The 22,666-nt window shown below is 62.6% G+C and carries 16 protein-coding genes; 5 read left to right on the top strand and 11 right to left on the bottom strand.

Annotated elements, in window-relative coordinates; translation table 11 throughout:
- Positions 1 to 168 precede the first annotated feature (168 nt).
- The 3 genes from KVH01_RS21565 to KVH01_RS21575 are packed head-to-tail and all read right to left on the bottom strand — an operon-like array spanning position 169 to position 3,930.
- The gene (locus tag KVH01_RS21565; RefSeq protein WP_217882829.1) at positions 169 to 1,461 is read right to left on the bottom strand and encodes an NAD(P)/FAD-dependent oxidoreductase; all 1,293 of its coding nucleotides are present in this window, start codon (positions 1,459 to 1,461) and stop codon (positions 169 to 171) included.
- Positions 1,458 to 2,546, bottom strand: coding sequence for a polyamine ABC transporter substrate-binding protein (locus KVH01_RS21570; RefSeq protein ID WP_217882830.1), 1,089 nt, complete (start codon positions 2,544 to 2,546; stop codon positions 1,458 to 1,460). Before KVH01_RS21570 ends, KVH01_RS21565 begins: the two co-directional genes overlap by 4 nt.
- 25 nt (positions 2,547 to 2,571) lie before the next feature.
- Positions 2,572 to 3,930, bottom strand: coding sequence for a glutamine synthetase family protein (locus KVH01_RS21575; RefSeq protein ID WP_124378291.1), 1,359 nt, complete (start codon positions 3,928 to 3,930; stop codon positions 2,572 to 2,574).
- A gap of 138 nt (positions 3,931 to 4,068) precedes the next feature.
- On the opposite strand from KVH01_RS21575, the gene KVH01_RS21580 reads away from it, so the two are divergent.
- Positions 4,069 to 4,965, top strand: a complete 897-nt coding sequence (locus KVH01_RS21580; protein ID WP_217882831.1) for a helix-turn-helix domain-containing protein — start codon at positions 4,069 to 4,071, stop codon at positions 4,963 to 4,965.
- A gap of 116 nt (positions 4,966 to 5,081) precedes the next feature.
- On the opposite strand, the gene KVH01_RS21585 is transcribed toward KVH01_RS21580, so the two are convergent.
- From KVH01_RS21585 to KVH01_RS21595, 3 genes are read right to left on the bottom strand one after another with little or no spacing between them, the layout of a single operon-like run.
- Positions 5,082 to 6,185 carry an acetoin dehydrogenase dihydrolipoyllysine-residue acetyltransferase subunit gene (locus KVH01_RS21585; protein ID WP_217882832.1) on the bottom strand — a complete coding sequence of 368 codons (1,104 nt, stop codon included), beginning with the start codon at positions 6,183 to 6,185 and terminating at the stop codon, positions 5,082 to 5,084.
- Positions 6,182 to 7,201 carry an alpha-ketoacid dehydrogenase subunit beta gene (locus tag KVH01_RS21590; protein WP_043050380.1) on the bottom strand — a complete coding sequence of 340 codons (1,020 nt, stop codon included), beginning with the start codon at positions 7,199 to 7,201 and terminating at the stop codon, positions 6,182 to 6,184. The genes KVH01_RS21585 and KVH01_RS21590 overlap by 4 nt, the downstream gene beginning before the upstream one ends.
- A gap of 26 nt (positions 7,202 to 7,227) precedes the next feature.
- Positions 7,228 to 8,205, bottom strand: coding sequence for a thiamine pyrophosphate-dependent dehydrogenase E1 component subunit alpha (locus tag KVH01_RS21595; RefSeq protein ID WP_043050379.1), 978 nt, complete (start codon positions 8,203 to 8,205; stop codon positions 7,228 to 7,230).
- Positions 8,206 to 8,514: 309 nt separating this feature from the next.
- On the opposite strand from KVH01_RS21595, the gene KVH01_RS21600 reads away from it, so the two are divergent.
- Positions 8,515 to 10,371 (top strand): sigma-54-dependent Fis family transcriptional regulator, encoded by a 1,857-nt coding sequence (locus tag KVH01_RS21600; RefSeq protein ID WP_217882833.1) that lies wholly within the window; start codon positions 8,515 to 8,517, stop codon positions 10,369 to 10,371.
- Between the two features lie 522 nt (positions 10,372 to 10,893).
- Here KVH01_RS21600 and KVH01_RS21605 read toward each other — a convergent pair.
- A complete protein-coding gene (locus KVH01_RS21605; protein ID WP_217882834.1) occupies positions 10,894 to 11,673 on the bottom strand; it encodes an acetoin reductase in 780 nt (259 codons plus the stop codon).
- Between the two features lie 191 nt (positions 11,674 to 11,864).
- Between KVH01_RS21605 and KVH01_RS21610 the strand changes: the two genes are divergently transcribed.
- A complete protein-coding gene (locus tag KVH01_RS21610; RefSeq protein ID WP_217882835.1) occupies positions 11,865 to 14,015 on the top strand; it encodes a TonB-dependent siderophore receptor in 2,151 nt (716 codons plus the stop codon).
- Between the two features lie 19 nt (positions 14,016 to 14,034).
- On the opposite strand, the gene KVH01_RS21615 is transcribed toward KVH01_RS21610, so the two are convergent.
- From KVH01_RS21615 to KVH01_RS21630, 4 genes are all read right to left on the bottom strand, one after another.
- A complete protein-coding gene (locus tag KVH01_RS21615; RefSeq protein WP_057014381.1) occupies positions 14,035 to 14,472 on the bottom strand; it encodes a carboxymuconolactone decarboxylase family protein in 438 nt (145 codons plus the stop codon).
- Positions 14,473 to 14,565: 93 nt separating this feature from the next.
- The gene (locus tag KVH01_RS21620; protein ID WP_124378300.1) at positions 14,566 to 16,011 is read right to left on the bottom strand and encodes a mechanosensitive ion channel family protein; all 1,446 of its coding nucleotides are present in this window, start codon (positions 16,009 to 16,011) and stop codon (positions 14,566 to 14,568) included.
- Positions 16,012 to 16,135: 124 nt separating this feature from the next.
- Positions 16,136 to 17,002 carry a pirin family protein gene (locus tag KVH01_RS21625; protein ID WP_217882836.1) on the bottom strand — a complete coding sequence of 289 codons (867 nt, stop codon included), beginning with the start codon at positions 17,000 to 17,002 and terminating at the stop codon, positions 16,136 to 16,138.
- Positions 17,003 to 17,077: 75 nt separating this feature from the next.
- Positions 17,078 to 18,283, bottom strand: a complete 1,206-nt coding sequence (locus KVH01_RS21630; protein WP_217882837.1) for a Bcr/CflA family efflux MFS transporter — start codon at positions 18,281 to 18,283, stop codon at positions 17,078 to 17,080.
- A gap of 102 nt (positions 18,284 to 18,385) precedes the next feature.
- On the opposite strand from KVH01_RS21630, the gene KVH01_RS21635 reads away from it, so the two are divergent.
- Together KVH01_RS21635 and KVH01_RS21640 are read left to right on the top strand one after the other, a co-directional pair.
- The gene (locus KVH01_RS21635; protein WP_217882838.1) at positions 18,386 to 19,492 is read left to right on the top strand and encodes an efflux RND transporter periplasmic adaptor subunit; all 1,107 of its coding nucleotides are present in this window, start codon (positions 18,386 to 18,388) and stop codon (positions 19,490 to 19,492) included.
- 2 nt (positions 19,493 to 19,494) lie between these two features.
- The gene (locus KVH01_RS21640) at positions 19,495 to 22,569 is read left to right on the top strand and encodes an efflux RND transporter permease subunit (protein ID WP_217882839.1); all 3,075 of its coding nucleotides are present in this window, start codon (positions 19,495 to 19,497) and stop codon (positions 22,567 to 22,569) included.
- Positions 22,570 to 22,666 lie beyond the last annotated feature (97 nt).

Here is a 22,666-nt window from a genome sequence, read left to right on the forward strand (position 1 = left end):
CTATAAGCGTCTCCCTGGACCGCAGCTTATGCGGGGCGCAATTTACGCAAAGATTTGCACGCGGGTAACTAACCGTACGGTCAGTAGGCAAGGGACGGAAAAAGTGTCTTGAAAAAAGCCCTTCCGCTTTTCGCCACACTGCTCCGCCCCTTTAAACACCACCTGGGGTCAGAGCATCTCGCGTAACCGATACCACAACATGCCCAGCGCCAGCAGCGGCGAGCGCAGTGCCTTGCCGCCCGGGAAGGTCATGTGCGGCACCTGGCTGAAAATATCCAGGCCGTGGCTGCTGCCGGCGTGAATCGCTTCGGCCAGCAGCCGTGCGCACCAGTGCGTTACGTTGAGGCCATGGCCGGAATAGCCCTGGGCATAGAACACATTCGGGTACTGCTGCAGCCGCCCGACCTGGGGAAAGCGGTTGGCGGTGATGCCGATCTTGCCGCCCCACTGGAACTCGATGGCGGTGTCGGCCAGTTGCGGGAACACCTTGAGCATTTTCGGGCGCATATACGCGGCGATGTCCTGGGGATCGCGCCCCGAGTAATGGCAGGCGCCACCGAACAACAGGCGTCGGTCAGCGCAAAGCCGGTAGTAATCCAGCCCGACCTTCTGGTCGCACAGCGCCAGGTTCTGTGGGATCAACTGTTGCGCCACGTGCTCAGGCAGCGGCTCGGTAGCGATAATGTAACTGCCGGCCGGCAGCACCTTGCCGCTCAACCGCGGCTCCAGGTCTTCCAGATGCGCATTACACGCCAGCACCAGTTGGCCGGCGTGTACAGTGCCCGCGGCGCAGCGCACCTGCACGGTGTCGCCATGGATCAGTTCCAGCACTTGCGTGTGCTCGAAGATCTTCACGCCAAGGGTCTCGGCCACCTGGGCCTCGCCAAGCACCAGGTTGAGCGGGTGCAGATGCCCTGAGCCCATGTCGACCAGGCCACCGGCGTACACCGTCGAGTCCACCACCTGCGCCATGTCCTGGGGGCCGACCAGTCGCGTTTCATGGGCGTACCCCATGGCCGCCAAATGTGCCTGTTCGCCCTTGAACGCCGCGAACTGCGCCGGCGTGTTGGCCAGCTCACAGAAGCCCCAGCGCAGGTCGCAATCGATGCCATGCTCGACAATGCGCTGGCCCACCAACGCCACCGAGTCGATGCCGGCCCGCTCCAGATAACGCACGCCCTCCTCACCCACGTATTTGGCAAACCCCGAGACATCATGGCCGATGCCGCGGATCAACTGCCCGCCGTTGCGCCCACTGGCCCCCCAGCCAATGCGCCGAGCTTCCAGCAGGATCACCGAGAGCCCGCGCTGGGCCAATTCGATGGCGGTGTTGACGCCGGTAAAACCGCCACCGATCACACACACATCGGCGCTCAGGTCTGTACCCAGGGCGGCGCGCTCAGGCAATGCGTGGGCCGAGGCGCGGTAATAGGACTGGGCGTGGTCATGGGACAGCATCATTTGTTGGTCTTCACTTTGCTCCAGGCGCGGGTCATCAGGCGCATGGTTGCCGGCGTCGGCGTGGTGGAAATATAGAGTTTGTCGAGCACTGCCTGGGGCGGGTACACCTCGGGGTTGTCCACCAGTTCCGGGGCCATGAACGGCTTGGCAGCCGGGTTGGCGTTGGCGTAGCCCACCGAGGCGCTGACCTTGGCGATCACTTCGGGGTCGAGCAGGTAGTTGATAAAGGCGTGGGCCTGCTTGGGGTTGGTGGCGTCTGCCGGGATCGCCAGCAGGTCGAACCATAGGTTGGAGCCTTCCTTGGGGATCGAGTAGGCGATGTTCACGCCGTTCTTGGCTTCCTTGGCGCGGTTGGCGGCCTGGAATACATCGCCGGAATAGCCGAACGCCACGCAGATATCGCCGTTGGCCAGGTCCGAAATGTACTTGGAGGAATGGAAATAGGTAACGTACGGCCGCAACGTCAACAGCTTGGCCTCGGCTTGCTTGTAGTCCTCGGGGTTCTCGCTGCGTGGGTCCTTGCCCATGTAGTTGAGGATCGCCGGAAACAGTTCGTCCGCCGAGTCGAGGAAGGCCACGCCGCACTGGTTGAGCTTCTTGATGTTCTCGGGCTCGAACAGCACCGCCCACGAATCGATATGATCTATGCCCAGCACCTGCTTGACCTTGTCGACGTTGTAGCCGATGCCATTGGTGCCCCACAGGTACGGCACCGAGTGGGCGTTACCCGGGTCATTCTGCTCCAGCAACTTGAGCAGCTTGGGGTCGAGGTTCTTGAAGTTGGGCAACTGCGCACGGTCGAGCTTGAGGAACGCACCGGCCTTCACCTGGCGCGCCAGGAAATGGTTGGACGGCACCACCACGTCATAGCCGGTGCGCCCGGCCAGCAACTTGCCCTCCAGGGTTTCATTGGAGTCGAACACATCGTAGATCACCTTGATCCCGGTTTTCGCCTGGAAATCCGCCAAGGTGGTCTCGCCAATGTAATCAGTCCAGTTATAGACGCTGACCGACGGCGCGGCCTGCCCTGCACTGCTGAATGCCGCCACCAGGGCCAGCGGGAGAAGCTTGTTCACAAGACGCATATCGTCACCCCTTTTATGATTGTTTTTAGACACTCAATAGCAGGAACTCACGCTCCCAGGAACTGATCACCCGCTTGAAATTCTCGTGCTCGGCGCGCTTGACCGCGACGTAGCCGCGCACGAATTTCTCTCCCAGGTACTGCTTGACTGTGTCGCAGTCCTCCATGCGGGCCAGGGCATCCTCCAGGGTGAACGGCAGGCGCAGGTTGCGCCGTTCATAGGCGCGGCCTTCCACCGGCGCACTGGGTTCGATCTGCTCGATCATGCCCAGGTAGCCACACAACAGGCTGGCGGCAATCGCCAGGTACGGGTTGGCATCGGCGCCCGGCAAGCGGTTTTCCACGCGCATTGCCTCCGGGCTGGAGGTGGGCACACGCAGGCCGACCGTGCGGTTCTCTTCGCCCCACTCGACGTTGACCGGCGCCGAAGTGTCCGGCAGGAAGCGGCGGAACGAGTTGACGTTGGGCGCAAACATCGGCAGCAGCTTGGGGATGTATTTCTGCAAGCCGCCGATGTGATGCAAAAACAAGGCGGTCATGCGGCCGTCGGCATCGACGAACACCGGCTTGCCGGTGGCGATCTCCACCACGCTCTGGTGCAGGTGCATGGCACTGCCCGGCTCATCGGCCACCGGCTTGGCCATGAAGGTCGCGGCGACGTTGTGCTTGAGCGCGGCCTCACGCAGGGTGCGCTTGAATACGGTGATCTGGTCGGCGAGGTCCAGGGCATCGCCGTGGCGAAAGTTGATTTCCATCTGCGCCGGGCCGTCTTCGTGGATCAGCGTGTCGAGGTCCAGGCCCTGGGCTTCGCACCAGTCATAGACGTCTTCGAACAGCGGGTCGAATTCGTTGGCGGCGTCGATGGAAAACGATTGGCGCCCGGTTTCGGCGCGCCCGGAACGGCCTATAGGTGTCTTCAACGGCAGGTCCGGGTCTTCGCAGCGCTGGGTCAGGTAGAATTCCATTTCCGGCGCGACAATCGGCTGCCAGCCCTGGTCGGTGTAGAGTTGCAAGACTTTCTTGAGCACATTGCGCGGCGAAAGTTCGATGGGGTTGCCCTGTTTGTCGAAGGTGTCGTGGATCACGATGGCAGTGGGTTCGATGGCCCAGGGCACCACGTAGGTGGCGTTGGCCACCGGGCGGCAGATCATGTCGATATCGGCCGGGTCGAGCAGGTCGTAGTAGATATCGTCGTCGACAAAGTCCCCGGTTACCGTTTGCAGCAACACACTTTCCGGCAGGCGCATGCCTCGCTCATGCAGGAACTTGTTGGTGGGTGCAATCTTGCCGCGCGCGATGCCAGTCAAATCACTGATCACGCATTCGACTTCGGTAATCTTGTGTTCTTTCAGCCAGGTGGAGAGCTGATCGAAGGGGGCGTTCATAAGGACCTCGTCTTGGGTGGGATGCGACGCCGGCTTGTACTTGCGGCGCATTGAGGTCTATCTTGGGCCAGCCTTCAAACCGCATCTATCCACTTTGCACGCAGCACAACGCACCAATAGAGTGCGCACGGATCACCCATGACACAGGCAACCGCTTTGCGCGTACAGGCCTTCGCTACCGGCGATGTGGCCGCCCAATGCAGTGCGACACCCGGTTGGGTGCAGCAGTACCAGCAGATGTCCCCCGGGCATTTTGCCGGGCGGGTACGCTACCTCGACCTGCAAGGCGTGCAGGTGTACGAGGAGTGCATGAACACCCGTGTGGAACAACACTTCAACGCACCACCCGGGGCCCTGGCGTTCTGTTTCGACGGCAGCGACAACAGCCTGTATATGCTCAATGGCGAAAGCCGCAACACCTGGATCACCCCGGAAAACTACCGTGAAGTGGCGGTGGTGTTCGGCCCGCAGTTTGTACAGCGTCATGGGCTGGACGTAGCAAAACTTGAAGGGTTGTTCATGGCACCGCTGAGGTGCCAGCAGAACGCACTGTTCACCCGCTGGCTCAGTGGCACGCTGACGCGTCTGTCGGCACTGACCGACCCCATCAGCCGCGACGCCCTCACCCAGCAACTGCTCGACGACTGCCTGTTTATCCTCGACAACGCCTGCGTATGCCTGGACCGCGGTTCATTGCAAAAGCGCAGCGAGGCACGCCGGTTGATGGCACGCATCGGTGAATGGGCGGCGGATGCGCCGGATGAAAGCGTCAACCTGCTGGAACTGGCGCAGATTGCCGGCGTGCCGTTGCGCCAATTGCAGCAAGGCTTCAAGACCTTTACCGGGATGAGCCCGGCGCAGTGGTTAAGGATGCGCCGTTTGAATGGGGCGCGGCGGGAGCTGTTGAGCGCGACGAACACGACGGTTGCCGAAGTGGCGATGAACTGGTCGTTCTGGCATTTGGGGCGGTTCTCCAACAGCTATCGAGGATTGTTCAAGGAACTGCCCAGCGAAACCCTCAAGCGCTCACTTTGAAATGCAGTCAACAATGTGGGAGGGGGCTTGCTCCCGATGGCGGTAGATCAGTCACCTGATACTGAGACTGACCCACCGCTATCGGGAGCAAGCCCCCTCCCACAGGGGATCGCATTTCAAGGCTGGGATTCGAGGAAGGTTGCGATCAGCTGGTTGACCTGTTCCGCCGCTTCCAACTGCACCATATGCCCCTGGCCGGGCAGGACCTCCACCTGGGCCTCCAGGCCCTGGGCATGGCCGGCCGGGATGATTGCATCGTCACTGCCCCAGATCACCAGGCTCGGTTGCTGCCCCACCACGTTGCGCAAATCCAGGCGCTGGCGCCCGCCTTCAAACAACTGCGCATTGAGTTGCTTCAAGGCCTGATCCACGCCTTCCAAGCGCTTGAACTTGAGCATGTCCTCCAGCATCTGCCGCGTCACCAGCGCCGGGTCGCTGAACAGTTGCACCAGTTGCGGCTTGAGCGCATTACGGTTGTTGGCCTCGGTAAAACCGTGCAGGTAATCGCCATTGATAGCCGCACCCAACCCGGCGCTGGCGATCAGGGTCAGGGAGGCAACGCGCGCGGGTGCCTGGCGCGCGACCGTCAGACTGACCAGCCCGCCCATGGAGTGCCCGGCCAGGTGCACACGGTCGAGTTGCAGGTGATCGAGCAAGGCCAGTACGGCCTGGCTCAGTTCCTCGGCGTCCCCCGTTTGCAGGGCCTTGCCCGACTCGCCATGCCCTGGCAGGTCCAGGGCGATCACCCGGCGTTCGGCGGCCAGGGTCGGTTGGTTGAACAGCCAGTTGTTCAAGTCGCCGCCAAAACCATGCACCAGCACCAGCGGCGTAGCGCCTTCGCCCAGGTCGAGATAGCGCAACAGGCGCCCGCCCACCTCGATCTTCTGCGCACTCGGCCCGCAGGCTTCGGCTTCGGTGCGGCTGGAGACAAAGCCGGCGTTGAAGCTTTCGATCACCGCATCGATCTGCGCCTCGCTGGCCTCACCTTCCACCACGATCCCCAACAGCGCGCCCACCGGCAAGGTCTCGTCGCTCTGCGCCAGCACTCGACGCAATACACCGCTGAACGGCGCCTCGACACTGCTGGAGATCTTGTCGGTTTCCACGTCCAACACCTCCTCGCCCTTCTCCACCCGGTCGCCGGGCTGCTTGAGCCAGACATCGATGCGGCCTTCAGTCATCGACAGCCCCCACTTGGGCATGGTCAAGGTATGGATCATGCGGCATTCCTCCTGTCGGCGATTTTCAGCACCGCGGCCTCGATCTTCGCCGCGTTGGGGATGTACAGGTCTTCCAGTGCATCGGAAAACGGCACTGGCGTATGCGGCGCAGTAACCATCTCGATCGGCGCACGCAGGAAAGAAAAGCCCTGCTGGGCCACCAACGCACTGATGTCGGTGGCGATGGAACAACGCGGGTTGGACTCGTCGATCACCACCAGGCGCCCGGTTTTTTCCACACTCTCAAGGATGCTGTCTTCGTCCAGCGGGCTGGTGGTACGCAGGTCCAACACCTCGCAGTCGATGCCCTGGCGCGCCAGGTTGGCGGCGGCTTCCAGGGCGACGTGCACCATGCGCCCGTAGGTCACCAGGGTCACATCGCGGCCTTCGCGCACAAAATTGGCCTCGCCGAACGGCACGGTGTAGAGCTCTTGCGGCACTTCACCTTGCAGGCTGTAGAGCATCTTGTGTTCGAGAAAGATCACCGGGTCGTTGTCGCGGATCGCCTGGATCAACATGCCCTTGGCGTCATACGGCGTAGCCGGACACACCACCTTGAGACCGGGAATGTGCGTCCACATCGAGGTGAGCATCTGCGAATGCTGGGCGGCCGCGCGCAGGCCGGCGCCGTACATGGCGCGCACGACCAGCGGCGTGGTGGTCTTGCCGCCGAACATGTAGCGAAACTTGGCGGCCTGGTTGAGCAACTGGTCGAGGCAGCAGCCGATAAAGTCGACAAACATCAACTCGCACACCGGGCGCATGCCACGGGTGGCGGCGCCGACGGCCATGCCGACGTAGCCGACTTCGGACAACGGCGCGTCGAGTACGCGCTCCGGGAACTCAGGGTAAAGGCCTTTGGTCACCCCCAGCACACCACCCCAGGCGTCCTGCTCGCCGGGCGAACCGGTGCCGCCGGACACATCCTGGCCAATAATGAACACGCTCTGGTCCCGGCGCATTTCCTGGGCGAGGGCTTCGTTGATTGCCTGCTGATAGCTGATTTTGCGAGCCATGGGATTTTCTCCACCTGTTGTTGTTATTAGCGGTAAGCGACGTAGACATCACTGAGCAGGTCGGCGGCCTGGGGCTTGGGATCGGACTTGGCCAGGCGCACGGCGTCGTCGATCAACTGCGCGACCTCGCCGTCGATACGTTCGAACTGCGCGGCATCGAGCCAGCCTTCGGCATTGCAGCGCTGGCGGAACAGGACGAGGCAGTCGTGGGATTCGCGCAGGTTCTTGACTTCATCCGGGCCGCGGTAGGTTTGCGCATCGCCTTCGAAGTGGCCATAGAAGCGGCTGAGCTTCACTTCCACCAAGGTCGGCCCTTCGCCCTGGCGTGCGCGCGCCACCGCCACGCCCAGCGCCGTGTGCACCGCGAAGAAATCATTGCCATCGACAATCACCCCCGGCATGCCAAAGCCTACTGCCCGTTCGGCAATGTCCTTGCACGCCACCGACCAGCCGGAACCGGTGGCCTCGGCATAGCCGTTGTTCTCGGCGACGAACAGGCACGGCAGCTTCATGATCGACGCCAGGTTCATCGCCTCGAAGACCGCGCCCTCGTTGGCGCCGCCGTCGCCGAAGAACGCCACGGCCACGCCCTGGCTGCCCTTGAGCTTGGAGGCCAGCGCAGCGCCTGCCGCCAACGGCGCACCGGCACCGACAATGCCGTTGGCGCCGAGCATGCCCTTCTCCTGGTCGGCAATATGCATGGAGCCGCCCTTGCCGCCGCACACGCCGGTTTTCTTGCCGTAGATCTCGGCCATCATGCCGAACACATCCACGCCCTTGGCGATGCAATGGCCGTGACCACGGTGGTTGGAGGCGATGCAGTCTTCATCGTTAAGGTGCGCCATGACCCCGGCGGCGCTGGCTTCCTGGCCGGCATACAGGTGCACGAAACCGGGGATCTCGCCGGTGGCGAATTCCACATGCAGGCGTTCTTCGAAGTCACGGATGGTGCGCATCACCGTGTAGGCATGCAGCAATTGATCAGTGGACAGGTGAGTGGACATCTTGTTGTTCTCCAGGTTGTCTCGACACACAAAAGGCTGGCTGCGGCCAGCTGTAAGCGCTTGAGCACAGGCTGTGCCAAGGCCCACGAAAAACCGGCAAAGCCTTGACCCAGAGCAGTGCCGCGCGGTTGTGCCGCTGCGCCATGCCAGCGCAGAATGAGACCCGGCATTGCACGGTGCAGGCTCCGTCTCAGGCGCACTGAGACGCTGCGTCTCAGCGCTGGCTGTTGGTCAGGCCGACCTTGTCGGTCGGCGCCCATGGGCGCTTAATGACGGGCATAACAACAAGGATCGAGAACCGGAGGCCTTATGCTCGCCGCGAACTCCAGAGAACACGTCGACTGCGTCAGTCGCGTGGTCCGCAATGCCGATCGACTGCCCCAGGCGCCGGTGCCGTCACTGATTTTCGATTCATGGCGCCGTTCCATGGAGCAATACCACCTCGACCCCGGGTCGCTGCAGGGGCCGCGCATTCTCACCGAGCCCTTGCTCAAGGAATGCCGCGAGCGCGCCGAGCTGTTCATGCGTATTGCCGGCGAAGAAGTCGGGCAACTGCACCACCGTGTGCGCCACGCCGACTACTGCGTGATGCTCACCGACGCCCAGGGCCAGACCCTCGACCACCGCGTGGACACCGCCATTCGCAGCGACTGTCGCAAAGCCGGCCTGTATCTCGGCACCTGTTGGTCGGAAGCCGAGGAAGGCACCTGCGGCGTGGCCACGGTGCTGACCAGCAAAGCCGCGGTGACCGTGCACAAGCGCGATCATTTCCGTGCCGCCTTTATCGGCCTGACCTGTTCCGCCGCCCCGATCTTCGACCCCCAGGGCAACCTGCTGGGGGTAATGGATGCTTCGGCGCTCAAATCCCCGGATGACCGGCGCAGCCAGCACCTGGTGCGGCAGATGGTGGCGCAGAGTGCGCAATCCATCGAAAACGCCTTCTTCATGCACAGCGCCCGCGAGCATTGGGTGCTCCAGGCCCACAGCACACCGGGCTATGTGGACAGCCAGCCGGACCTGCTGTTGGCCTGGGATCAGGACGGTCGGCTACAGGCCCTGAACAGCAAGGCGCGCCAGGCACTGCGCCGGCGTTTCGGCCAGGTGCCCGACTACATCGGTGAAGTGTTCGACCTGGATGCGTTGCGCTCGGTGACGGACCAGTCGACCCAACACCTGCAATGGCTGGGCGAGCCTGGCGTAATGCATGTGCGGGTCAATACCCCGCGACGCAAACCGCCGCGAGCCATTGCGCACACTCAAGTCGACCCGCGGGTGGAAGAACACCTGCGTCTGGCCGTACGCGTCAAGGATCGCAACCTGCCGGTGCTGGTGCAGGGGGAAACCGGCGCCGGCAAGGAAGTTTTCGCTCGCCAACTGCACGAACGCAGCGCCCGGCGTACGGGGCCCTTTGTCGCGGTCAACTGCGCAGCGATCCCCGAGAACCTGATTGAAAGCGAGCTGTTCGGCTACGTGGCCGGGGCTTTTACCGGTGCATCCAGCAAAGGCATGGCGGGGCTGTTGGTGCAGGCCGATGGCGGTACGTTGTTCCTCGATGAAATCGGCGATATGCCGCTGGCGTTGCAGACACGCCTGCTGCGGGTGATGGCCGAAGGTGAAGTCGCGCCCCTGGGCGGGGCCAAGAGCCGCACGGTGGACATCCAGGTGATCTGCGCCAGCCACCGCGACCTGGCCGCGCTGGTCAGCGACGGGCGTTTTCGCGAAGACCTGTACTTCCGCCTCGGCTGCGCGCGCTTCTGCCTGCCGCCGCTGCGCGAACGCAGTGACAAGCTGGCATTGATCAACCGATTGCTGGAGCAGCAAGCACGCGGCGGCGTCTCGGTGGGCATCGGCCAGGCCGCACTGGAACGGCTGCTGGGCTACGCCTGGCCGGGCAACGTGCGCCAGTTGCACCACGTACTGGCGTATGCCTGTGCCGTATGTGAGGGCGGGACTATCCAGTTGGCGGATCTACCGGTGCAGGTGCGCGGCGAACAGGTTTCGCTGGCTGCTGAACCTAGCGTGAGCCCGGAACGTCAGGTGGTGCTGGACGCGTTGATCCGGCACCGCTGGAAGCCGTTGCCGACGGCCCAGGCGCTGGGTATTTCCCGGGCGACCCTGTACCGCCGGGTCAACCAACTGGGCATCGACATGCCCGGCAAGCACTGACACAAGGGGATCAGACCTGTGGGAGGGGCGGTGCGACGATTCGACTTGCTCCCGATGGCGGCCGGGCAGCCGACCAGGATGCTGGATTGGTTTGCGTACATATCCATTGTTTAGGTAACGGCCACTATCGGTTCCGCTCTTACAGCGGCTAACTTTTGAAAAAAGCCCAAAAGTAAGCAAAACGCTCTTGCCCCATCACTCGGCACCTCGCCCAGGCTCGGTGTGCCCGTAATCCGCCATGGATTTGGGGGGCCGCCAGAGATCAAAAGCAGAGCAAGATCAAGAGCGGCTCGCTTCGCATCGTGGTTACCGGGGCAAGCCCTAATGCCAGTCAGTTAAGCGGTCATCGCCTTCTGTAGGAGCGAGCTTGCTCGCGAAAAACGTCAACGATAACGCGTGTTTGCTGAATGAACGCGGCGCCTGTAAGTTTTTCGCGAGCAAGCTCGCTCCTACAAAAAAGCCTTAACTGACTGGCATTACGGCGAGCCCCCTCCCACATTTGACCGAGCAGGCCTTGAGAGGTCAGCGGTAGACAAGGCCACCGTCGATCAACGGCGCTTGCCCGGTCATGTAGTCCGCATCCGGCCCGGCCAGGTAGGCAACCAACCCCGCCACATCCTCCGGCGTTTGCGCACGGCCCAAGGCTATCCCGTCCACGTACTTCTTGTAGGTCGCCCCCACTTCGGCCCCGGTAATCTCGGCCATGCGCTTGTCGATCTCCACCCACATATCGGTGCCCACCACACCAGGGCAGTAGGCATTGACCGTGATCCCGGCGCTTGCCAGTTCCTTGGCCGCCGCCTGGGTCAGGGCACGCACGGCGAACTTGGTGGCCGAGTACACGCCCAGCAGCGCAAAGCCTTCATGGCCGGCAATAGAGCAGGCATTGATGATCTTGCCCTTTTGCTTGAGCGCCTTGAATTTCTTGGCGGCGGCCTGGATACCCCACAGCACGCCTTGCACGTTGATTCCGAGGGTGCGCTCGACCTGTTCCGGGCTGACGTCCAGCAGCGAGTCGATCTGCGCGACCCCGGCGTTGTTGACGATGATGTCGAAACCGCCAAGGGTCTGGTGCGCATGCTCGACCGCCGCTGCTACCTGATCACGCTTGGACACGTCGGCGATAAACACCGAGGCCTTGCGCCCCAGGGCCAGCACTTCTGCGGCCACGGCTTCAAGCTTGGCGCCATTGATGTCCACCAGGGCGATGTCGGCACCGTCCTGTGCCAGGCGCAGGGCGATGGCCCGGCCAATGCCCTGCCCGGCGCCGGTCACCAGCGCGACTTTTCCAGCAATACTCATGACAATCTCCTGCAACGATTGAGAAAGCCTTGTCTATCGCAGATGCCCGCAGGGGCTGTCGAGGCGCAAGGGGTTTGGCGTAGGGGTTGAGACGCAGCGTCTCAGCGCACGCCCGCATACCGAACGCTTGTAAAAGCTGGCCGTTATGCCTAGCTTATGCGCCCCCGCCCCGCGCTATAAGGCCCTGCCCCATGGTTTTGCGTTTTCGTCCCGTCGTCAGTACACGTTTGGCTCTCGGACTGCTGCTCAGCGGCGGCATCGGCAGCAGCCTGGCCGCGGAGATTGAACTGCCGACGGTCAAGGTCCAGGGGCAGGATGAATCCGGCTACCGTAACGAAACTGCCTCGGTGGGCGGTTTCGATGAAGCACCGTTGCTGGACACGCCGGCCTCGATCACGGTGATCAACGCCGCCCTGATCAAGGACCAGCAAGCGCGCCTGCTCAGTGAAGTGCTGCGCAACGATGCGTCGGTGGGCGACAGCTATGCCCCCATCGGCTATTACGAAAACTTCGTGGTGCGTGGCTTCTCGCTGAATGCGGCCAGCAGCTACAAGATCAACGGGCGTACCATCACTGGCGAGCAGAATGTCGCCCTGGAAAACAAGCAGCAGGTGGAAGTGCTCAAGGGCCTGGCCGGGTTGCAGAGCGGCATTTCCGAGCCCAGCGGCGTGATCAACTATGTGACCAAGCGCCCCGAGGATGTACGCTCGGTAACCGTCTCTACCGATGATCGCGGCAGCGGCTATATCGCCACGGACGTCGGTGGCTGGTTTGGCAGCGAGCAGCAATTGGGCCTGCGCGCCAACGTCGCCCATGAAGACCTCAATTCCTATGTGGAACACGCCAATGGCCAGCGCGATTTTGTGTCCCTGGCCTTGGACTGGAACATCAGCCCCGACGCCCTGCTGCAACTGGATGCCGAATACCAGAACAAGCAACAGCGCTCGGTGCCGGGTTACCAACTGCTGGGTGGCACCGAAGTGCCCCACGACGCCTCGCCAAAGAAACTGCTGGGGCACCAGAGCGGCGGCAAGCAGGTGGGGATCGATTCACTGAACCTCAACGGCAAGTTCGAGTACCGTTTCAGCGACCTGTGGAAAGGCAATATCAGCGCGGCGCGTAGCAAGGTGGTGATTGATGACTACAGTTCGTTTGCCTGGGGCTGTTATTACGTCAGCAACTGCAACGCCAACACCTTCAGCCCCGAAGGCGACTACGACATCTACGACTACCGCAGCCCCGACGACACCCGCCGTGATGATGAAGTCCAGGCGGCCATGACCGGGCTGTTCGACACCGTCGGTCTGGGCCATGAGTTGACCTTCGGCACCAGCGCGTTTCGCCGGGTGATCGACAAGCGCGACTCGGTCAATGAATACATCGGCAGCGGCAATATCCATCAGGATGCGCCGAGCTTCCCACCCACCGACAAGCCGCTCAATGATAGCCATCGCAACCTCGACAGCCGCCAGTACGGGTTGTTCGTCACCGACCGAATTCGCTTCAATGAGCAATGGCAAACCATTCTGGGTGGGCGTGAAGTGCGCCTGGACGAAAAGGCTTTCGACAGGAACGGCACTGAGTCACGGCATACCCAGCAGTATGTATTCCTGCCCCAGGCCTCGCTGATCTATAAGCCGATTGAGAACATCTCGCTCTACACCAGCTACAGCAAGGGCCTGTCCCTGGGCGGCACTGCGCCGTGGTTCGCCACCAACAGCAGCGACACCCTGGCGCCCACCACTTCACGGCAGATCGAAGCCGGGGTGAAGTACGATTGGCGCCGCATCAGCTTCGCCGCCGCGGTGTTCCAGACACGCCAGGCCTACCAGTATTCCAAGCCGGATGGCGCGGGCAACTTTACCTACGTACAACAGGGCCAGCAGAAAAACACCGGCCTGGAACTGTCCGCCAACGGCTGGGCTACCGAGCGCCTGCAAATCGCAACCAGCGTGGCGGCCATCCGCGCACGGGTGAACGGCAGCGGCACCCCGGACTATGAAGGCCACCAGGCGATCAACGTGCCCAAGCTGCGCGCCAGCCTGTACGCCGACTATGCGTTGCCGTGGGTCAATGGGCTGGCGGTGCTGGGCGGCGTGCAATACAGCGCCAAGAAGTCGGCCAACCGCAATGGCACTGTGGAGGTGGGCGACTATGCAGTTGTCAATCTCGGCAGCCGCTACACCACCAAGGTCGATGGGTATGAAACGGTGTTTCGCCTGAGCGTCGACAACCTGTTCGACAAGCGCTACTGGCGCGACGCGGGCGAGTACATGGGCGATGACTACCTGTTCCAGGGCGCGCCGTTGACGGCGCGCTTGAGTGCATCGGTAAATTTCTGATTCACCCGCCCTACAGAAATTACTTGGGCATCTTGCGAAAGCCCACCGCCAGGCGGTTCCAGCTGTTGATGGTGGCGATGGCCACGCTCAGGTCGACTTGTTCCTGCGGGCTGAACTCGGCGGCCAGGGCATTGAAGTCTTCATCCGGGGCGTGGGTCTGGCTCAGCAGGGTCAGGCTTTCAGCCCAGGCCAGGGCAGCGCGTTCACGCGGGGTGAAGAAGGGGGTCTCGCGCCAGGCCGACACGGTGTACAAACGCCGCTCGGTTTCGCCACCCTTGCGGGCGTCGGCGGTGTGCATGTCCAGGCAGAACGCGCAGCCGTTGATCTGCGAGACGCGCAGGCGCACCAGTTCGAGCAGCGGCAACTCGATGGAGAGTTTGCCGACCGCCGCTTCCAGGGCAAGCATGGCTTTCATGGCGTCGGGGGAAGCGGTGTAGAAATCAGTACGGGTTTGCATGGTGTAGCTCCAGAACGTTGGGATTGGTGAGCAGGTTAGTCACCAAGGCGTCCTGGAGGAATAGCCAATCCGGGCGAAGAACAGGTGACCAATCTACAGGCCACGCTTGCGCAGCCATTGCAGGAAACCCTTCTTCACCGGCACCACGGGCGCGTCTTCGGTCAGGGCCTGGGCGGCATGCCGACGGAAGTCCAGCAGCGCCTTCATGGCTTCGCCGATGTCATGCCGTGCGTCCAGGCAGGGCTTGAGGTATTCATTTTCGATGCGATAAAGCGTGCAGTAGGTCTTGGCGGAAAAATCCGCCAGCGCTGCCTGTTCCGACAGCACGCCGGATTCGCCGATCACCTCCCCCGGCCCCATGCGCCCGGCCTCGAACGTGTGCCCGTCCTTGACCAACAGCACCGAGACCACCCCGGATTCGATGATGAACAAGTGATCGCTGACCTCCCCCGCCGCCAGGATCATCTCGCCGGCGCGGTAGGTGTGCAGGGTCATGTTCTGGCTGAAGGTGTCTTTTTCTTCCTGACGCAGGGTGGAGAAAATCGACGAGCGTTCAAGCAACGCCCGGGCGCCGGACACCGCTGGCGGCGTGCTGCCCTCGGTGGCAGACAACAGGCCCACGCCCGCCGCCTGCAAGTGACGGTAGGCCAAATCGTAAAGCAGGTTGCGGGTTTCGCGCTTGAGCCCCATGGCCGGTACGAAGCCGCTGATTTCATATTCCACACCGCCACTGGTCGAGGCTTTGAACGCCACGCTCGGGGCCGGTTGGGCCAGCAACGGCCGGCAGCCCTGCATTGCCCGCTCCAGGGCCTCGATCACGGTTTGCGGGCGTGCATGGGGGCTGACTTGCAGGCTCACCGCCAGGCCGAACATATCCGCTGGGCGCGAGAAGTTGATGATCTTGGCCTTGGCCGCCAGGGAGTTGGGGATTACCGCCAGGCTGCCCTGGGAGGTTTGCAACCGCGTGGCGCGCCAGTCGATGTCGGTGACACGGCCTTCGGTGCCGTCGATGGAGATCCAGTCATCGATCTGGTAAGGCTTGGTGGTATTGAGGACGATCCCCGAAAACACGTCGCTCAGAGTGCTTTGCAACGCCAGGCCGACAATGATCGCTACCGCACCGGAAGTGGCCAGCACGCCCTTGACCGGCAGGTCGAGCACATAGGCCATGGCGGCGATGATCGCGATCAGGAAGATCACCGCGCCCATCAGGTCCTGCAGCAAGCGCCCGGTATGCCCGACCCGCTGCATCATCACCGCGCCGAGCAATACCGTCAGGGTGCGTGCGGCGAACAACCACCAGCCGATCTGCAACGCCGTGGCGGCCAGGTGCAAGGTGGTGTCGTCGGCATAGGGCGCCGTTTGCATGGGGTTCATGCCGTCGTTGAACAACACGACACTGAATACCGCGAAAATCACCAACCGCGCGGCGAGTTTCCAGTTGGCCAGGTCGGCGGAGATGAGACGCCACACGGCGATGTCGATAAAGATCAACGCCACGGCGCACAGCATCGGGTGATCAGCGATAAATGAGGGCATCCAGGCGACTCCAGGGCGAATGCCGAGAAGATCGCATGAAATCGATAAGACGGGTATAGCGCAGGAAAAAATGTGAGAGAGGGCAAGCCCCCGCCCACAAGGGTTATTTAAACCTACCCGGCATTCAGGCGTGCATCTGCCCGAACTTGCCCGACTGGAAATCGGCGAACGCCTGGTGGATCTCCTGCTCGGTGTTCATCACGAACGGACCGTGGCCGACGATGGGCTCGTCGATGGGTTCGCCGCTGAGGAGCAACACCTTGGCGTCGTCATTCGACTCCAGGGTGAGCTGGTCACCGTCACGCTCGAACAGCGCCAGCTGCCCTTGGCGCGCAACTTCCTCGCCATTGACCAGCACAGTGCCACTGAGGATCACCAGCGCCGTATTACGCCCGGCGTGCAGGTCCAATGTGACCGCCTTATTGGCATTGAGGCGCAAGTCCCACACGTCAATCGGCGTGAAGGTATGGGCCGGGCCATGAGCACCAGCGAATTCACCAGCGATCAGGCGCAGGTTGCCAGCGTCGTTCGCCAGTGGCAGCACCGGAATATCGCCATCGACGATGGTCTGGTAGCCGGCATCGGCCATTTTGTCCTTGGCCGGCAGGTTGACCCACAGTTGCACCATTTCCAGCGCCCCGCCGCGACGGGCGAAATCCTGGGAGTGGAACTCCTCGTGGAGAATGCCCTTGGCCGCGGTCATCCATTGCACATCGCCGGGGCCGATCTTGCCGCCGGCACCGGTGGAATCGCGGTGCTCGACTTCGCCGTCGTACACGATAGTCACGGTTTCAAAGCCGCGATGCGGGTGTTGACCGACGCCACGGCGCTGTTCGGTGGGCGTGAATTCGGCCGGCCCGGCGTGGTCCAGCAACAGGAATGGGCTGATGTGCTTGCCCATGGTGTCGTAGGAAAACAAAGTGCGTACCGGGAAGCCATCGCCGACCCAGTGGGCGCGAGGGCTGGTGTAGATACCAATCAGCTTTTTCATGTGTACCTCCAAAGTGGGTACACAATAAATCGCCTCATCCCTGAGCACTAGACGGCAAAACCGGCCCTGATCGTTCTATGTATAGGACAATGCTTTAACCTGACGCTGACGCAACAGCTGGAATGCAATAAAGGCTGACAGCGCAAACCCGGCTTGAATCATCACCATCGGTGCAGCACTGCCATCGCGCAGCTGGCTCAACAGCAAACCGCTGCAGGTGGCACCGAACATCTGCGCGAACCCCATCAGCCCCGCCGCCAAACCGGCACGATGTGCGTTGGGCATCACCGCGCCGGTAACTGCGCCTGGCAACACCAGGCCACCGCCGAGGGTGACCAGGGCAATGGGCACGTCCAGCCCCACCACCGACAGCCCGAACAGTGCGTAAATCACCAGCGCTGCCACCCCGCCGAGCGCGACCATTGTCACGCCCATCGCCACAATCCGCTGCGGCCCCAGGCGTTGGATATTACGCCGGGTATAGGTGGAACCCACGATCAGCATCGACACGATCAACCCGAAGTTGAGGCCGTACTCCAGGCTGCTGAACCCCAGCAGGTTGATAAACACCGCCGAGGAACCGGCGATCACCGCAAACATCGCGCCGTAGGTGCAGGCCAGGGCCACGGCATAGGCCCGGTACTGGCGGCCCTTGAGCAAGTCCAGGTATTGCCCGCCGAGGGTACGCCAGTGCGCGGCCTTGGGATCGAGGTGGTGGTTGCTCTCGCGAAAGAACAGCAGCGCCAGCACCAGCACCAGGCTGCCGATCACCAACGCCAGGCTGATCGGTGCGCGCCAACCCAGTAGCTTGATCAACAGGCCGCCAAGCATCGGCGCAACGACGATGGCATACAGCATGCCGATCATGGTCAGCGCCAGGGCCGGGCCCGCCTCGGCTTTCCACACATCCCGCACCACCGTGCGGGCCAACACCAACGCGGCGCAGGCGCCCAGGCCCTGGAACACGCGGGCGAGGATAAATTGCTGGATATCGCTGACCAGCAGCATCGATAGCGTGGCCAGCACATACAACGCCAGGCCGGCGATCAATACCGGGCGTCGGCCGATACGGTCCGACAGCGGCCCGAACAGCAACTGCCCCAGGCCAAAGGCACCGACAAACGCCGACAGCGCCAGCAGTGCCGAGCCCACCGGCGCCGCCAGCGCCTGCTCGATGGCGCCCAGGCCCGGAATGATCAACTGGGTCGAGACTTCACCCAAGGCTGTGAGGGCAACCAGTAATAACAACAAGCTGCGTGAAGGTGCCGGGGCGATTGCCATGGGGATTATCCGGGGGCTGGATTAATTTATATTTCGACCATAATATGCGTAAAAAATTATGTCCATAATTTTTTGCCCGATGGTTACCCCCTGGAGCCCGCCATGCCCCCTCTCCCCCTGCGTCTTCTCACGCCCCTGGCCCTGTTGATGGTGCTCGGTGGCTGCCACAGCCAAGCTGACAACGCCGCTCAAGCGCCGCAGCCACGTCCCGTATTGGCGGCCACCGTTGAAGCCGCCGGCACCCAGCAAAGCGCATATACCGGTGTGGTCGCTGCCCGCACCGAAAGCGACCTGGGCTTCCGGGTCAGTGGCAAGGTGATTGAGCGCAAGGTCGACCCCGGCCAGCGCGTTGCCCGTGGCGATACCTTGCTGGTGCTGGACATCGGCGACTTCGAACTGGCGCTGCGCTCGGCCAAGAATCGCGTCAACGCCGCCCAGGCCCAGCTGCGCCAACGCCGCGACGATGAAAACCGCTACCAGCGCCTGGCCAGTACCGGCGCAGTGTCACGACAAATCTTCGACCAGTCGGCCACCAACCTGCGTGTTGCCGAGGCGGAACTGGCCGCGGCGCAATCGGATGCCAGCCAGATCGAAAACCGCCGCACCTACTCGGTGCTCAAGGCCGACGGCGACGGCATCATCACCGACGTGCGAGCCGATCGCGGCCAAGTGGTGGCCGAAGGGCAAATCGTCGCGCGCCTGGCCCACGACGGCGCCCGTGAAGCCATCGTCAACCTGCCGGAAAACCAGCGCGGCCTGGCCGCGCAAAAAGCCCTGGCCTTTCCCTTCGGCGCCCCCGACCAGGCCGTGGCCGCAAGCCTGCGCGAGCTGTCCGCCAGCGCCGACCCCATCACCCGCACCTACCGCGCCCGCTATGTGTTGCACGGCGCCGTCGAGCGTTTCGCGCTCGGTTCCACCATCACCGTACGCCTGCAAGGCAACGGCCAGGCCGCGCAAACCCGCGTGCCGATTGGCGCATTGCAGGACGCAGGCCAAGGCCCCGGCGTGTGGCTGATCGGCGATGACAACACACTGACCTTCGCGCCGGTGAAAGTCGCCCGCCTCGGCCAGGAAGACGCCTTGCTCGACAGCGGCGTGACAGCGGGGCAAACCATCGTCGCCCTGGGTGCGCACCTGCTGCACAGCGGTGACAAGGTACGCTTGCTGCCCGCCCAGGCCCTGACCCTCAACCGCAAGCAGGACCAATAACCATGCGCGGGCTCAACCTCTCTGAACTGGCGGTCAAACACCGCGCAGTGACGCTGTTCTTGCTTATTGCAATCCTGGTCGCCGGAATGTTCGCGTTCGGCAAACTGGGGCGCGCCGAAGACCCCTCGTTTACCGTCAAGGTCATGACCATCACCGCCGCCTGGCCCGGTGCTACGGCCCAGGAGATGCAGGAACAGGTGGCCGACCGCCTGGAAAAACGCCTGCAGGAACTGGACTACTACGACCGCGTCGAGACCATCGCCCAGCCGGGTTTTGTGTCGATGCGCATGACCTTTCTCGAATCCACGCGCCCGAGCGAAATCCAGGCACTGTTCTACCAGACCCGCAAGAAGCTCAGTGACGAAGCCGCGCAATTGCCCAAAGGCGTAATCGGCCCGTTTTTCAACGATGAATACTCTGATGTGTATTTTGCGCTGTACGCCCTGGAAGCCGAGCACCTGCCCCATCGCCAGCAAGTGCAAATGGCCGAGGCCCTGCGCCAGGGTTTGCTCAACCTGCCGGGGGTGAAAAAGGTCAATATTCTTGGCGAGCAGGCCCAGCGGGTGTTTGTCGAGTTTTCCTATGAACGTCTGGCGACCCTGGGCATCAAGCCCGAGCAGATTTTCGCCGCCCTCGCCGCGCAAAACGCGGTGGCGCCCTCAGGCTTTGTCGAGACCGCCGGTGCCCGTGCGTATATCCGTATCGACGGTGCCTTCGACAGCCTGGCACTGATTGAAAACGTGCCCCTGCAAGTCAATGGCCGGGTGCTGCGCATTGCCGATGTGGCCAGCGTCAGCCGCGGTTATGAGGACCCGCCCAGCTACCGCATCCGCCATCAGGGCGACCCGGCGTTGATGCTCGGGGTGATCATGGAGAAACACTGGAACGGCCTGGAGCTGGACCAGAGCCTGCAGGCCCAGGAAACCAAAATCCGCGCCGACCTGCCCCTGGGCGTGAACTTCGTCAAGGTCTCCGACCAGGCGAAAAACATCAGCCTGGCGGTGAATGAGTTCATGCTCAAGTTCTTCGTCGCCCTGGCTGTGGTGATGCTGATCAGCCTGCTGGCCCTGGGCTTTCGCGTGGGCCTGGTGGTGGCGGCAGCCGTGCCGCTGACGCTGTCGATCGTATTCGTGATCATGCTGGTCACCGGGCGCGAATTCGACCGCGTCACCCTCGGCGCGCTGATCATTTCCCTGGGTTTGCTGGTGGATGACGCGATCATTGCCATCGAGATGATGGTGGTGAAACTCGAAGAAGGCTTTGATCGTATCCATGCGGCGACCTATGCCTGGAGCTCCACGGCTGCGCCCATGCTGACCGGTACGTTGGTGACGATCATCGGTTTTTTACCCGTGGGGTTTGCGCGCTCCGGTGCAGGCGAGTACGCCGGGAATATCTTCTGGATCGTCGGCTTTGCATTGATTTCATCGTGGTTGGTGGCGGTGGTGTTCACGCCCTATCTGGGCGTGAAGCTGTTACCGCAGATCAAGCCTGTGCCCGGTGGGCATGATGCGATTTATGCCGGGCGCTACTATCAGAAACTTCGGCGTCTGGTAGAGGCCTGCGTGCGCGGGCGTTGGTTGGTGACCGGGCTGGTGGTGGCCGCGTTTGTGCTGTGCGGGCTGGGTATGGCGGTGGTGAAGAAACAGTTCTTCCCCGATTCCGACCGTTCGGAGCTGATTCTGGAAGTGTATATGCCGCCCGGCAGCGCCTTCAAAAGCACTGAGGCGGTGGCGGCGCAGGTGGAGAAAGCCCTGCTGCAAGAGCCGCAGACCAGCATGGTCGACACCTATGTAGGCGGCGGCGCACCGCGGTTTTTCCTGTCGCTGAACCCGGAAATGCCTGACCCGGCATTCGCCAAGTTGATCGTGCAAACCCCGGACTCCCACGCCCGTGACGCATTGAAAGTGCGCATGCGCGAGCGCATCGCGGCGGGTGAGTTTCCAGCGGCGCGGGTGCGTGTCACCCAATTGGTGTTCGGCCCGCCTGTGCCGTTTCCCGTAGTGTTCCGTGTGTCCGGGCCGAACCTGGACGAGTTGCGCGGGCTGTCCGAGCAAGTGCGCCAAGTGGTGGCCGCCAATCGGCTGACCCGTGACACCTTCCTCGAATGGGGCGAGCGCACCAGCGGTTATCGCCTGGTGCTGGACCAGGATCGCCTGCGCTTGCTCGGCTTCACCCCCGATGAGGTCAAATCCCAGCTCAACGCCCTGCTCAGCGGCAACCCGATCACCGAAGTGCGCGAAGGCAACCGCACCGTATCCGTGGTGGCCCGCGCCCAAGGCAGCCAGCGCGAAGACCTCGCCAACCTCAACAACATGACCCTGACCAACAGCGCCGGTACGTCGGTGCCGCTGGCCCAGGTCGGGCATTTCCAGGCGGTGATGGAAGAGCCGATCCTCAAGCGCCGTAACCGTGCAACCACAGTGGAGGTGCGCGCCGACATCATCGATGGGGTACAACCGCCCGATGTGGAAATGGCCGTGTACAAAGACCTGCAACCCCTGATCGCCAAGCTGCCTACCGGTTACCACATCGACATCGGCGGCCCGGTGGAAGAAAGCGCCAAGGCCAACGTGGCGCTGGCGGCGTTGTTCCCGATCATGATCCTGCTGACGCTCACGGTGATCATGTTCCAGGTGCGCTCCTTCGGCGTCATGTTGATGGTCTTCGCCACCGCGCCCCTGGGCCTGATCGGCGCGGTGCCGACCTTGCTGCTGTTCAACCAGCCGTTTGGGTTTAATGCGATCCTGGGCTTGATCGGCATCGGCGGCATCCTGATGCGCAACACGCTGATCTTCACCGACCAGATTCGCCAGAACCAGGACCACGGCATGGCGATTCGCGAGGCAATCATCGAAGCCACGGTACGTCGAGCGCGACCGGTGATCCTCACCGCACTGGCGGCGGCGCTGGCGTTTATTCCGCTGACACTGTCGGTGTTCTGGTCGTCCCTGGCCTATGTGTTGATTGGCGGGGTGTTGGTGGGCACGGTGCTGACGCTGTTGTTCCTGCCGGCGCTGTGCAGCCTGGTGCTGCGCGACGCAGTTGCCGAAACGTCCCACGCAAGCGCCGGATAAGCTCTACTCCCCCGCCCTTAAAACCTCTGCAAAGTCCCTCGCCTGATCAACAGCGCGAGGGATTGCAGATGGTTTTTTTGGTTACAGCCCTGGTTGA

The organism is Pseudomonas khavaziana (assembly GCF_019145205.1).
Lineage (GTDB): Bacteria > Pseudomonadota > Gammaproteobacteria > Pseudomonadales > Pseudomonadaceae > Aquipseudomonas > Aquipseudomonas khavaziana.